The organism is Baekduia sp. Peel2402 (genome assembly GCF_052567285.1).
On sequence record NZ_CP199582.1, the window covers coordinates 5,425,691 to 5,437,880 of the forward strand.

Sequence of the window (12,190 nt, forward strand, 5' to 3'; positions counted from 1 at the left end):
AGCCCTCTGGGTAATGTTCGCGAGGATGTTCATCCTCATCGTCGGTGCGGGCCGCGTCGGATCGTCTGTCGCCCGGTCCGCCCTCGCCCTCGGACACACCGTCTCGGTCCTCGACGAGGACCCGCTGTCGCACGAGCGCCTAGAGGTCGGGATGGACCGCTCGTGGGAGGAGGCCGGCGGCCGCTTCACCGTCGGGCACGGCATGGAGGTCGACGCCTTGACCGAGGCCGGCATCCAGGAGGCCGACGTCTTCATCGCCTCGACCGACGGCGACAACACCAACTTGACGATCGCGCAGATCGCGCAGAAGCACTACGAGGTCGAGAAGGTCATCGTGCGCGTGATGGACCCGGCACGCGCCGCCTGGTACCGCGAGCAGGGGCTGCACACCATCTGTCCCACGCAGCACGCGATCGAGATGTTCACGTCCGCGCTGTCCGAGATCGCCTAGGTAGGGGAGAGCGACATGTACGTCATCATCGCGGGCGGCGGCAAGGTGGGGTGGAACCTCGCGCGGGAGCTGATCGACAAGGGCAACGAGGTCACGCTGATCGAGTCGCGCCGGACCCGGTACCTCACGATCGAGCAGGAGCTCGAGCACGCGATCCAGTACGGCGACGCGACCGAGCTGTGGGTCCTGGAGCGCGCGGGCATCCAGCGTGCGGACCTCTGCATCGCGGTCACGGGCGACGACGAGGACAACCTCCTGATCTGCCAGATCGCCAAGGAGAAGTACCTCTGCGAGCGGATCATCGCCCGCGTCAACAACCCGCGCAACCGCGCGTGGTTCGAGCTGCTCGGCATCCAGCCGGCGGTCAGCGCGACCGACCTGATCCTGCGCCTGATCGAGCACGAGGTCCCGTCCTACGGGCTCGTGCACCTGCTCGACCTGCGCGATGAGCAGCTGGAGATCATCGAGGTCGAGGTGACGGAGACGTCGCCCGCCGCCAACCGCGCGGTCCAAGACATGGCGCTGCCCGAGGGCGCGCTGATCATCTCGCTGCTGCGCGGCGGCCGCGGCTTCGTCCCGAAGGCCGACACGATCATCGAGGCCGGCGACGAGGTCCTGCTCGTGCTCGATCCGGGGCTGGAGGACGCGATCACCGCGCAGTTCGCCCCGAGTTCGCGCGACGCCGCCTGACCGTCACCCCGCGGCCGAGGCCCTATACTTTCCCACCGCAGTGCCCTTTGCCGGATGGTGTAATTGGCAACACGGCTGGTTCTGGTCCAGTTATTCTAGGTTCGAGTCCTAGTCCGGCAGCTCGTTTGAGAAACCGCCTCTTTGCAGGCGGTTTCGTCGTTTTATGACAGCTGCTGGTCCGCTGGGTGACCGAGCTGCTCTCGCAGTGCGCAGGCTCGTCGTTCGTCACGGGCGGCTTCGGCGTACCGGCCCACACGTCGACCGATGGAGGCACGGGATCGAAGCGATCGTGCTTCGCGGAAAGGGTCCTGAGCCAGGACGTACCAACGCAGCGCGGCATCGACATGTCGCAATGCCTCCGACGGGAGCGTTGCGGCGAGGGCGTTCGCCGCCTCATGGCGAATGAGCGCGGCCTGCATGTTGGCTTCGCGTGCTTCGGCCTCGGCCGCGAACTCATCGGCCTCCTCGTCGAGCCGTGCGCCATGACCGTCCGAGATCGCTGTGAGGCGAGCGAAGCGCCACCGCGCCGTCAGCGAGAGATCGAAGGCGTCCAGATCGTCGGCACGATCGCGGATCGCCTCGAGTTCCACGCGTAGCTTCACCGTGTCGCCGCGCTCGTCCTGTCCTTGGAGATCGGCGAGCGCCAGGCGCGCGAAGAGCTCGTGCGTCTGCATGCCGCGTTTCCGGGCCTCCTGGGCAGAAGCAGCCAGCCGTTCTGGCGCGTCTGCCCTGGAACCTTCCATCTCATCGATCACCGACAGGACGGATCGGGCATAGGCGACTTGCGGGCCCGCAGACGATTGCACGATCTCGGCGACGATCGCTCGGTCGATAGCGCCGCGGTCACGCCGGCGTGAGGCGATCCACCACCACATCATCCGAGCGGTCTCGCGCTGATCGGGCCGCACGTCCCCTTCGGCTAGGCGGTTCAGCTCCGCGCAGCATTCGAGTGCGATACGAAAATCCCCACGGTAGGAAGCGAGGTTGAGCATGGAGAGCGTGTGGTCGAAAGCCAGGGACGGGAGCCGTTTCGCAAGCGCCTCAACATCTTCCAGATGCTTGCGAGCGACTCCGAAATCGCCCCGGTTCTCTGCGAAGCGAACGCGCGTCGTATAAGCCCGCAAGAGGCTCAGCGCATCTCCGATCTCCTCGCCTAGAGCTACGAGCACATCGAGGCGCGCCGAGCACGAGCGAAAGTCTCCGCAGCCGATCTCCACACCAGCGGTGATGTGCTGCAGCTTGAACCGCAAGAACGGGTCATCGAGGTTCCCGAGGCGTTCCGCGGCGCGGACGCAGTGGGCACGCGCCGTGCGCAGCTCGGCTAGCTGGTCGGCACGAAGCGCCCGGCTCAGCTCCTCGTGGACGGCGATCCCACGTAGTGATGGGACCTGCGTGAGCCGGAGGACTTCGTCGCTGAACCCGTGCGACCGCGAACGATCGTTCTGGGTCCAGGCGATCTCGGCGCGTAGCGACAGCCCATGAGCCTCCGCTCTCCGATCGACCGGTCTCGCTGTCCGGGCGAGACCCACGAGACGCTCAGCCGTGGCGTCGGCGTCCTCAGGGCGACCGGCGTGGATCAGAGCGAGTGCCCGTCGGCCGAGCGCGGATCGTGCCGATCCGGATAGCGAGTGCTTAGTCGCGAGCGTCCACCAGCGATCGATCAGCTCAAGCGCTTTCGGCCACTGGTCATTGGCGAGCTGCTCGACTGCCGCACGCTCCAAGCAAGCACACGCGTTGGGCACCGACGCCGGTCCTTCGATTGTGTCGAGTCGCTCGATCACCTGCTGTGCCTGCCATTGCACGATCACCGCGTCGATCTCGGCGTCGGCCACGTGCTGGAAATGGCGGGCTCGGTCGTGGTCACCGGCCGTCCGTGCCAGGCGCGCACCCAAGGCGGCAGCCGCTTGCCGGGATCCGCAGACCAGATGTACCAGCGTCCGATCGACTTCGAGGAGGTTCGCGGCGACGGTCCGCTGCTCGTCCGCGGTCAACGCTGTCCGGCGCAGGAACGGGACGAGCCTGGGACGCGCGAACTCGTACATCCACGCTCCGGCCGGCTCTCCCATCCCGAGGCGACCGATCTCGGATACCAGGCCGGTGGCGCAGAGCCGGTCGTCCAACAGGTCGATGACCTCGTCTGGATCGATGCGAAGGGCGGCGGCGACCAGCTCGGCGGGGAAGCGACGAGCCCACAGAGCGGCGGCTCCTAGGATCAAGCGTGCTCGGTCGATCTCGGCGACGCCGGCATCAGGGAGAAGTCGCTGGAACAGCCCGCGGTGACCCAGATCTTCGATGGCCTCGATGCTGACGTCAGCGCACGGGACGAGGCCGTCGCAGGTCTCGGACACGAGGCCTTGAGAACGCCACTGGCTGACGAGCTCATCTGCGACATCGGCAAGGCCGCTCGACTGGACCTCGAGAACCGTCGCGAGCGCGTCTGATCCGATCCTGAGCCACTCCGCCAACGCGTCGGCGCGCACCGGGCCTACGTGGCACCAGTCCGCCATGCCCGCGGCGACGAGGCGTCGGATCGCCAGGAGCCAAGCAGGATCGTCCGGGCGCTCGGGCGGACAGCTGACTCCTCCCGGAACCATCATGTAGATGAAGACCGGAAGATCCCGGGTCATCATCGCGCCGAACTCGGCGACCAGGTCGATCCACCATGAGCCTGGCATGGCCTCCACGTCCGCGATGCGGAGCACGAACGGATCCGACCGGCCACGCTCCGCCGCAAGATCTTGCAGGTTCGCGATGGGGTCTGCGGAGCGTGAGCGGAAGGCGGCCATCAGCGTCGCGCTCGGACGACCGATGCCGATCGCCCCAGCAAGGGCACCGAGGAATGGGTGCACGACCGCGCTGCCGAGCGCGAGGGTGCCCTCTGCGAGTTCCGCGATTTGTCGCGATGTCTCTGAGGAGTCGAACCGATCCGGGGCTTCTGCGACAGCCGGCAGACGAGGTGCCGGTTTCGTCTCGGCGAGTCGCTCTCCGAGCGCGTCGAGGATCCGATGGCGTCCGCTGCCAGGCGAGCCTGCGAGAACGACGATGCGGCCGCGACCGAGCAGGCTCCTGCGTTCGTATCCGACGACAAGCTCGTCGAGCAGCGCTTGATGGGGACGGGTAAGGCCCGCGGTCATGGGCGCGGGTATTCTGCACCGAAGCACGGACGTCCGCGCGAGATCGAAGACGCTCAATGCCAGGCACGCGTTCCACAGCGGGACGGCCGAGCCGCGGCTGCGCGAGGCGTGCGCGGCCCTGCTGGCAGTGGCGAGGCAGGACGGCGCTCAGCGGTCGGCGTGCGGACCGCCCGGGAACTGTGGGCCGCGTGGTGGGCGGCCCGAGGCGCACCAGGTGCCGTACCACGTCCCGTTCGAGACCTTCAGCGCGGTGAAGGCGATGAGGAGGACCAGCAGGATCGCGTAGAGGATCTCGGACATGGCGTCGGCTCCGGATGCGGCGGTGAGTAGTTGGCGAATGGTGGCGCGTGGAGGCGGCGGGTGCAAGGTGCGACGAGCGAGTCTTGAGCGGGACGCCGGGGCGCAAGATCGGCTGGATGCGGCCGATCATCTGGGGTGCCGTGCACGAGCTGCCTCACGCTGATCCTTCCCTGCTGCCCGCGATGCGGGAGCAGGGCGGTGAGCTGGGTCGCCAGTTTGTCGACGTCTTCGTCGGCTTTCGCCTGTCCTTCTACGACGAGCGCGAGGCATACCAGTTCTCCCGGCACTTCCGGTTCGCGTCGCCGCGCAGCGCGCTGCGCGAGGAAGGCGGAGGGGTCGTCTGGGTCGGCTTCCACGGCTGGGCGTTTGACGGCGGCGATGCGCAGATGCAAGCCGCGCTCGCGATCCGGCACAGCGCGATCAAGGCGAAGGTCCGCCACATCCCCGCGGCCACCGACGCCGAGATGCGTCCGACCGGACGTCTGCTGACCAACCCGCAGAAGGCGCGCAAGGAGCGCGAGGACCTGCTGGCCAAGGTCGACGAGGCCATGCCGCACATGCTCGACACGCGCCGTACCGCGCTGGCGGGTTCGGCGTCCAAGCCGCGGCAGATCGGGTCGGGCGGCGCCGCTCCGGCCGCGCCGTCGTCGGCGGGCATGGGCGCTCCCGGCCACTCGACCTCCAAGGCACCGCCCGGCTTCACCGCGGCCGGCGCGCCCGCCGCCAAGCCGGGCAAGAAGCGCAAGCTCTTCGGACGCTAGGCCGCGCCGTCCCCGCACGGTGGTTCGGGGCCGAAGCGCAACGCTTCGCATCTAACCCGCGATATGCGCGGGTTAGATGCGATTCATCGCTGGCTGGCGGCGCCGGTCCAGCCCGCGCGGCGCGCGACGCCGCGTTGCACCGTGATCGCGCGCGCGTCGCGGAGGGTGCGGAGCTCGCGGTAGGTCGTGGCGCGGGAGGCGTCGACCAGCGCCGACAGCTCGGTGACGTGCGCCGGGCCGGAGGCCAGGCGGGCGAGGATCGCGCGACGGCGGCGCGTGCGCTTCGGTGAGCTTCCTATCGTCTCACTTTGTGTCTCAGACTGAGACGAACCAACCGCATGTAAGAGCGAGCGCAGCGGCGCCGCCAGCGCGCTCTCGTCGGCCGGCGCGCGCCAGCGGCCGGCCCCATCGCGTTGGAGCAACCCCCACGCCTGCGCGCCGTCGAGCGCATGACGCAGGCCACCACGGGCAACGCCAACACGGCGTTCCAGCTCCCGGGTGGTCCAGCCGGCACCGGGTTCGCGCGTCAACAACACGGCTTCGAGGAGGCCGCGGCGGGCGGCGGAGCCGAAGGGCCAGTCGGCGAGCGTGAGCGGATGGGGGCCTGATCGCTTTCCGTCCACAGCGGAGATATTATATCGCTCCATGTTGAGAGCCTCCCTGACGCCGTCTGACTCCGTACCGCCCTTCGCGGTCCCGACCTTCGACGATGAGATCTCCGTCTGGGACGTCCGTCGGCCCGGCGAGCTGCACGAGGCGCTCACGCTGGACCCGACCGCGGCGGCGCGGCTCACGGCGGAGGCGCTGGCGGATGGGACGTCGCCGTCGGTGGCGCTGACGGTCAAGCTGGAGGCGGCGCTGGCGGTCGAGCAGCTCCGCGGCCGCGGCATCGCCGATCCCGCCGGCCTGCTCGACGCGATCGCCCGCGCGCAGCGCCCGATCCACGCGCTCTCAACGGCCGAGGCCGACTACGCGCGCTCGCTGACGCTCGACCGGATCGGCGGCCACGCCGACGGCCTCACGATCCCGATCCGCCTCCACAGCCGCGTGCGGACGCACGACGTCGAGGCGCTGCTGGACGTCGTCGGCCTCGAGCGCGCGATCCGCTGGGAGCTCGCAGCCCTCCGCGCGGGCGCGACGCTCGGCGAGTGGGCCGCGCTGAGCGTGATCGACGCCACGGCGACGGCGACGGCGACGGCGTGGGCGCCGCCGCCCGTGGCGATCTAAGCCGCCGCCTGCTCCGCCCAGTCGCGGTACAGGCGCCAGTAGTGGCCCTGCGCCGCCAACAACTCGTCGTGCGTGCCGGACTCGACGATCTCGCCCTGCTCCAGCACCACGATGTGCCCGGCCTGGCGAATGGTCGAGAGGCGGTGGGCGATGACGATCGCCGTCCGGCCGGCCAGCAGGCGGCGCAGCCCGTCCTCGATCACGGTCTCGGTGCGCAGGTCGACGTTCGACGTCGCCTCGTCGAGCACCAGGATCCGCGGGTCGGCGACCAGCGCCCGCGCGAAGGCGACGAGCTGGCGCTGCCCGGCGGAGAGCTGCACGCCGCGCTCGCCGATCTGGGTGTCGAAGCCGTGCTCGAGCCGCTGCACGAAGTCCCAGGCGCCGACCGCGCGGCAGGCGCGCTCCAGGACCTCGTCCGACAAGGTCTCGCCCTCGGCGACGCCGAAGGCGATGTTCTCCCGCAGCGTCCCGCTGAACAGGAAGCCCTCCTGCGGCACGATCCCCATCTGCGAGCGCAAGGACTTCATGGTGACCTCGCGCAGGTCGATCCCGTCGACGCGCACCGCGCCCGCCGTCGGGTCGTAGAAGCGCGCCGCGAGCTTGGCCAGCGTCGACTTGCCGGCGCCGGTCGCGCCCACCAGCGCCACCGTCTGCCCGGGCGGGACGTGCAGCGACACGTCGTTCAGCGCGGTCTTGGTGCCCTCGGCGGTGGAGTAGGAGAAGGTCACCGCGTCGAACTCCACCTCGCCGCGCAGCGGCCGCGGCAGCTCCCGGGCCCCCGGAGCGTCGACCAGGTCCGGCTTCTCATCCAACAACGCGAAGATCTTGTCCAACGCCGCCATGCCGCTCTGGTAGGTCGTGTACACCTGCGAGAGCTGCGAGATCGGGTCAAAGAACCCGTTCAGCGCCGCGATGAACCCGACCAGGACGCCGACCGTCACGTCGCCGTCGACGACCTGGTGACCGCCGTACAAGAGGATCCCGACCGTCGCGACCGCAGACACGAACTCCACCGCGGGGAAGTACGCGGCGTTCAGGTTGACCGTCGTCATGTTCGCCGCGCGGTTGTCGGCGTTGAGCTCCGCGAAGCGCCCGACGTGCCGCGGCTCCTGGGCGAAGGTCTTCAGCACGCGGATACCGCTCAAAGACTCCTGGAGGTACGCCGTCAGCCCTCCGATCGTCTCGCGCGTGCGGCTGAACGCGTCGGCCGAGGCCAACCGGAAAGCGAACGACCCAATGGCCATAACTGGGAAGATCAAGAACGTCAACAACGCCAGCTCGACGTCGAAGAGCAACAAGATCACGATCGACCCCACCAACGTCAGCGACGCCTGGAACAACGTCGTCACCGCGTCGGTGACCATCTGCTCCAGCGCCTCGACGTCGTTGGTCAGCCGCGAGATCAGCACGCCCGCCGGCCGCCGCTCGTAGAACCCGACCGGCATCTCCTGCAAGTGGCGGAACACGTCCAACCGCAGGTCCTGCAGCGCGCGCTGCCCGACCCAGTTGGTCAGGTAGGTCTGCGCGTAGGAGGTCACCCACACGACCAGCGCGCTGATGATGAACAACACGACGATGACCGTCAGCGCGTCGGTGTCGCCCTGGGTGATGCCGCGGTCGATGGCCTGCTTGGCCAGCGGCGCGGGCGCTAGGGCCGCCGCGGTGCCGAGGACCAAGGCCACCATCATCAGGCCCGTCTGCCGGCGGTAGGGCCGCAGCAGCTCGACGATGCCGCGCAGCTTGCGCCCGCGTCCGCTGGTCGCCGCCAGGCGCCGCCTCAGATCGTCTCTGCGACTCATAGCCCCGCCACCTCGCGCTCGGGGTCCTCGCGGTTGAGGAAGACCTGGTCCGGCAGCCCCTTCTCCACGATCTCGCGGTACAGCGGCGAGACCTCCAGCAGCTCGTCGTGGCAGCCCTGGGCGACGATCTGCCCGTCCTCGACGACCACGATCACGTCGGCCAAAGCGATGGTGGAGAGGCGGTGCGCGATGACGAACGTCGTGCGCCCGGCCATGACCTCGCGCAGCGCGTCCTTGATCTGCTGCTCGGTGGAGGCGTCGACGGCGCTCGTCGCGTCGTCCAGGATCAGGATCCGCGGGTCGGCGAGCAGGGCGCGGGCGATCGCCACGCGCTGGCGCTGGCCGCCGCTCAGCGTGAGGCCGCGCTCGCCCACGCGCGTGTCGTAGCCGTCCGGCAACGACACGATGAACTCGTGCGCCTGGGCGCGCCGAGCCGCGAGTTCGATGTCCTCGCGCGCCACGGCGTCGGCGCCACCGCGCGCGTAGGCGATGTTGTCCGCGATCGTCGAGGAGAACAGGAACGGCGCGTCGTCGACGACCGCGATCGCGTGGTGCAGCTGCACCGGGTCGAGCGCGCGGACGTCGACGCCGTCGATCGACACGCTGCCCGAGTCGACGTCGTAGAGCCGACCGAGCAACTGCACCAACGTGGTCTTGCCCGAGCCGGTCGCGCCGACCAACGCCACCGTCGTCCCCGCGGGCACGTCGAGCGAGACGTCCCGCAGCGCCGGCCCAGGGGCGTTGGTGTAGGTGAACGTGACGTCGTCGACCTCCACGTGCCCGTTGCCCTCCGGCAGCGGGGTGGGAGCCGCAGGGGCGGTGATCGCCGGCCCGCGGTCGAAGATCTCGAACAGCCGCGCGCCCGACGCCGTCGCGCGCTGCGCCAGCCCGAGCGTCATGCCGAGCTGGCGCATCGGCACCAGCAGCATCAGCAGGTAGGAGTAGAACGCGGTGAAGTCGCCGAGCGTCATGTGCCCGGCCACGACCCGGCGCCCGCCGATCAGCAGCACGCACGCCAGCCCGATCTGCGGCAGGAACCCGATCAAGGGCTGGTAGAACGCGCTCAGCCGCGTCGCGACCATCTCCTGCTCGAACACGCGCCCGGTCGACGCCTTGAAGCGCGCCAGCTGCCGGTCCTCGCGGGCGAAGGCCTTGACGACGCGCACGCCGCCGATCGACTCCTCCGCGTCAGCGGTCAGCTCCGCGATCCGCTGCTGCACCGCCTGCTGGGCCGGCCGCGCGCGGCGTCCATACCGCGATGCGATCACGACCACGAACGGCACCGGGACCAGCGAGATCACCGCGAGGATCGGGTCGACCAGGACCATCGCGACGCCCGCCAGCACGATCGTCAGCGCCGACTGCATGATGAACACGAGGCCGTAGCCCAGGAAGAACCGGACCGCCGCCAGGTCGACCGTCGCGCGCGACATCAGCTGCCCGGTCTGCTGGCGGTCGAAGAACGACAGCTCCAGCGAGAGCAGGTGCGTGTACAGACGCTGACGCAGGTCGTACTCGACGCCCAGCGAGACCCGGCCCGCGACCAGCCGCCGCCCGACCGTCAGCACCAGCCGTGCCACGCCGGCGCCCGCGACCAACAACCCGTACTTGTCCAGGTCGCTGCTGTCGCCCTCTCGGATCGAGTCGATCGCCTGGCCGGTCAGCCACGGGATCAGGACGGTCGCCGCCATCGCGATCGCGGCCAGCAACGCGGACACGGCGACGCCACGCCGGTAGGGCGCGAGGAAGCCGAGAAGTCGCCGGAAGATCGCCAAGATCCTTCAGTGTAGTTGCACGGGAAACGAACTTGTGCCGGATGGCAGCGCCCGGTCCGTGTACGAGCCTGGCAAGCTCCCGGATCGATGCCGCACCCGCCGCCCACCTTCGGCCTCTGTGACCAGTGCGCCCACCAGAAGCTGGTGAAAAGCGGCCGTGGCTCGCAGTTCAGCATGTGCCTGCTCGGCCTCAAGGACCCCAACTGGCCGAAGTACCCGCCGATGCCGGTGTCCGCCTGTCCGCGCTTCGAACGCGAGGTCGGACAATCGCAGGTGTGAAGCCTCAAGGTGAGGCAATGGAAGCGGACCATGAACGACCGATTCCTCCGGGCCTTCGGGCTCGGGTGCGCGCTCAGCGCGCTGGCAGCCACCACGGCCGGGGCTGCCACCAACACATCCACGACGCGCTTCTCGGCTGACACGGCCGGAGCGCAGACGCTGGTCCGCAACCCGGATGGCGCGGTGTCGACCGCCGTCGGCTCCGTCAAGGCCAGCGCCCTGGGCGTCGCCTCCGGCGCCTCCTCCACGACGGTCGCGCGTGCGGCCGTCGACCGCTACGCCTCCATGCTGGGCCTGGGCAGCGGAGCCCAGCTGCATCAGGTGGCGTCGCGCGCTGACGCCGACGGCACGACGGTCGCCTACGACCAGGTCGCCGGCGACGTCCCCGTCTACGATGGGCGCGTGCTCGTCCGCGTCGCCAAGGGCGGCACGGCGATCAAGTCCATCACCTCGTCGATCGCCCAGACCGCGCCCACCAGCGCCGGCACCGCGACGATCTCGGCGCCCGACGCCCAGAACGCCGCCACGGCCGGGATCGAGGGCGCGGCGATCAACGCCGCTCCCAAGTTGGTGGTCTACACCGGCGTCCCGTTTGGCGCCAAGCCCGCGACGCTGGCCTACGTCACCGACGTGCGCTCGACGACGCGCGCGCTGCGCCAGCTCGTCGTGACCGACGCCAAGACCGGCGCCGTGATCGACCGGCTCGACCGCCTCGAGGCGGCAAAGAACCGCACCGTGTACGACATGAACGGCGGCACGTCCACCGGCTCGTTCGCACGCGGCGAGGGCGATCCGGCCACCGGTGACGCCGACGTCGACGGCGCCTACAACGGCACCGGCGCGACGTACGACTACTACGCCCACTCGTTCGGCCGCGACTCCTACGACGACAACGGCGCGGCGCTGCTGAGCTTCGTGCACTACGGCGTCGGCTACGAGAACGCGTTCTGGGACGGGGCCGAGATGGTCTACGGCGACGGCTTCGCGGTCCTCGACGTGACGGCCCACGAGCTGACGCACGCCGTGACCGAGCGGACGGCCGGCCTGGAGTACGCCGACCAGTCCGGCGCGCTGAACGAGGCGCTCTCCGACATGGCCGGCTGGGACGTCGACCCGGGCGACTCGACGATGGGCGAGGACCTCCCGATCGGGGCGATCCGCGACATGAGCAACCCGGGGGCCTACGGCCAGCCGGCGACCGCGTCGCAGTACGTGTGCACCTCATCCGACAACGGCGGCGTGCACACCAACAGCGGCATCCCGAACAAGGTGTACGCCAACCTGGTGAGCTCGCTCGGCCGCGCGACGGCCGCGCAGGTCCGCTACCGGGCCCAGACGACCTACCTCACGCCGCAGTCCGGCTTTGCCGATGCGCGTGCGGCGTTCGTCTCGGCGGCCGGCGACGTCGGCGCCAACGCGACGACGGTCGCCAACGCCTGGCAGTCCCAGGGCGTGACGTCCACGTGGGCGCCGTCCTGCTGAGCCACCCGACGCGCTAGCGCGTCTCATCGACCGACCGGCGTGCCTCCAACTCATACGGGTTGGAGGCGTAGCCGCGGTAGAGGTAGCTCAAGGGCATTGACAACGGCTTGTGCTGCATCTGCCAGACGTGGCAGAGCTCGTGGCAGATCAGGTCGGCGGACACGTCGGCCAGCGGTGCGCGCAGCAGGATCAGGTCCCACATCGTGTAGCCGTCAAAGCGCGAGAACCACGGCAGCCGGAAGAGCCACGGCACCGTGAGGATCCGGACCGTCCGGCGCAGGCGGACGGGGCG

The 12,190-nt window shown here is 69.7% G+C and carries 12 protein-coding genes and 1 tRNA gene; 7 read left to right on the forward strand and 6 right to left on the reverse strand.

The features are described from left to right. Window positions 1-25: 25 nt before the first annotated feature. From ACT01A_RS26380 to ACT01A_RS26390, 3 genes are all read left to right on the forward strand, one after another. Window positions 26-451, forward strand: coding sequence for a potassium channel family protein (locus ACT01A_RS26380; protein ID WP_445150092.1), 426 nt, complete (start codon window positions 26-28; stop codon window positions 449-451). 15 nt (window positions 452-466) lie between these two features. Next, window positions 467-1,141 (forward strand): potassium channel family protein, encoded by a 675-nt coding sequence (locus tag ACT01A_RS26385; RefSeq protein ID WP_445150093.1) that lies wholly within the window; start codon window positions 467-469, stop codon window positions 1,139-1,141. Window positions 1,142-1,189: 48 nt separating this feature from the next. Then, window positions 1,190-1,261 (forward strand) — tRNA-Gln (locus ACT01A_RS26390). Window positions 1,262-1,302: 41 nt separating this feature from the next. On the opposite strand, the gene ACT01A_RS26395 is transcribed toward ACT01A_RS26390, so the two are convergent. Continuing rightward, on the reverse strand, window positions 1,303-4,275 hold the full coding sequence (locus ACT01A_RS26395; RefSeq protein WP_445150094.1) for a hypothetical protein: 2,973 nt from the start codon (window positions 4,273-4,275) through the stop codon (window positions 1,303-1,305). A 147-nt stretch (window positions 4,276-4,422) separates the two neighbouring features. Continuing rightward, window positions 4,423-4,575 (reverse strand): hypothetical protein, encoded by a 153-nt coding sequence (locus ACT01A_RS26400; protein ID WP_445150095.1) that lies wholly within the window; start codon window positions 4,573-4,575, stop codon window positions 4,423-4,425. 83 nt (window positions 4,576-4,658) lie between these two features. Here ACT01A_RS26400 and ACT01A_RS26405 point away from each other — a divergent pair, with 83 nt between their 5' ends. After that, the gene (locus tag ACT01A_RS26405; RefSeq protein WP_445150096.1) at window positions 4,659-5,336 is read left to right on the forward strand and encodes a hypothetical protein; all 678 of its coding nucleotides are present in this window, start codon (window positions 4,659-4,661) and stop codon (window positions 5,334-5,336) included. A gap of 83 nt (window positions 5,337-5,419) precedes the next feature. Here the strand turns inward: ACT01A_RS26405 and ACT01A_RS26410 are convergent, their stop codons facing one another. Next, a complete protein-coding gene (locus ACT01A_RS26410) occupies window positions 5,420-5,959 on the reverse strand; it encodes an ArsR family transcriptional regulator (RefSeq protein ID WP_445150097.1) in 540 nt (179 codons plus the stop codon). 22 nt (window positions 5,960-5,981) lie between these two features. Between ACT01A_RS26410 and ACT01A_RS26415 the strand changes: the two genes are divergently transcribed. Then, a complete protein-coding gene (locus tag ACT01A_RS26415) occupies window positions 5,982-6,563 on the forward strand; it encodes a hypothetical protein (RefSeq protein WP_445150098.1) in 582 nt (193 codons plus the stop codon). Here the strand turns inward: ACT01A_RS26415 and ACT01A_RS26420 are convergent. Both ACT01A_RS26420 and ACT01A_RS26425 read right to left on the reverse strand, forming a co-directional pair. Further along, window positions 6,560-8,362, reverse strand: a complete 1,803-nt coding sequence (locus tag ACT01A_RS26420; RefSeq protein ID WP_445150099.1) for an ABC transporter ATP-binding protein — start codon at window positions 8,360-8,362, stop codon at window positions 6,560-6,562. The two genes, ACT01A_RS26415 and ACT01A_RS26420, sit on opposite strands and share 4 nt — an antisense overlap. Continuing rightward, window positions 8,359-10,137 carry an ABC transporter ATP-binding protein gene (locus ACT01A_RS26425; RefSeq protein WP_445150100.1) on the reverse strand — a complete coding sequence of 593 codons (1,779 nt, stop codon included), beginning with the start codon at window positions 10,135-10,137 and terminating at the stop codon, window positions 8,359-8,361. Before ACT01A_RS26425 ends, ACT01A_RS26420 begins: the two co-directional genes overlap by 4 nt. Window positions 10,138-10,224: 87 nt before the next feature. Between ACT01A_RS26425 and ACT01A_RS26430 the strand changes: the two genes are divergently transcribed. Both ACT01A_RS26430 and ACT01A_RS26435 read left to right on the forward strand, forming a co-directional pair. Further along, window positions 10,225-10,416, forward strand: coding sequence for a hypothetical protein (locus ACT01A_RS26430; protein WP_445150101.1), 192 nt, complete (start codon window positions 10,225-10,227; stop codon window positions 10,414-10,416). 30 nt (window positions 10,417-10,446) lie between these two features. Further along, a complete protein-coding gene (locus tag ACT01A_RS26435) occupies window positions 10,447-11,898 on the forward strand; it encodes a M4 family metallopeptidase (RefSeq protein ID WP_445150102.1) in 1,452 nt (483 codons plus the stop codon). Window positions 11,899-11,911: 13 nt separating this feature from the next. On the opposite strand, the gene ACT01A_RS26440 is transcribed toward ACT01A_RS26435, so the two are convergent. Beyond that, window positions 11,912-12,151, reverse strand: coding sequence for a hypothetical protein (locus tag ACT01A_RS26440; protein ID WP_445150103.1), 240 nt, complete (start codon window positions 12,149-12,151; stop codon window positions 11,912-11,914). Between the last annotated feature and the right edge of the window lie 39 nt (window positions 12,152-12,190).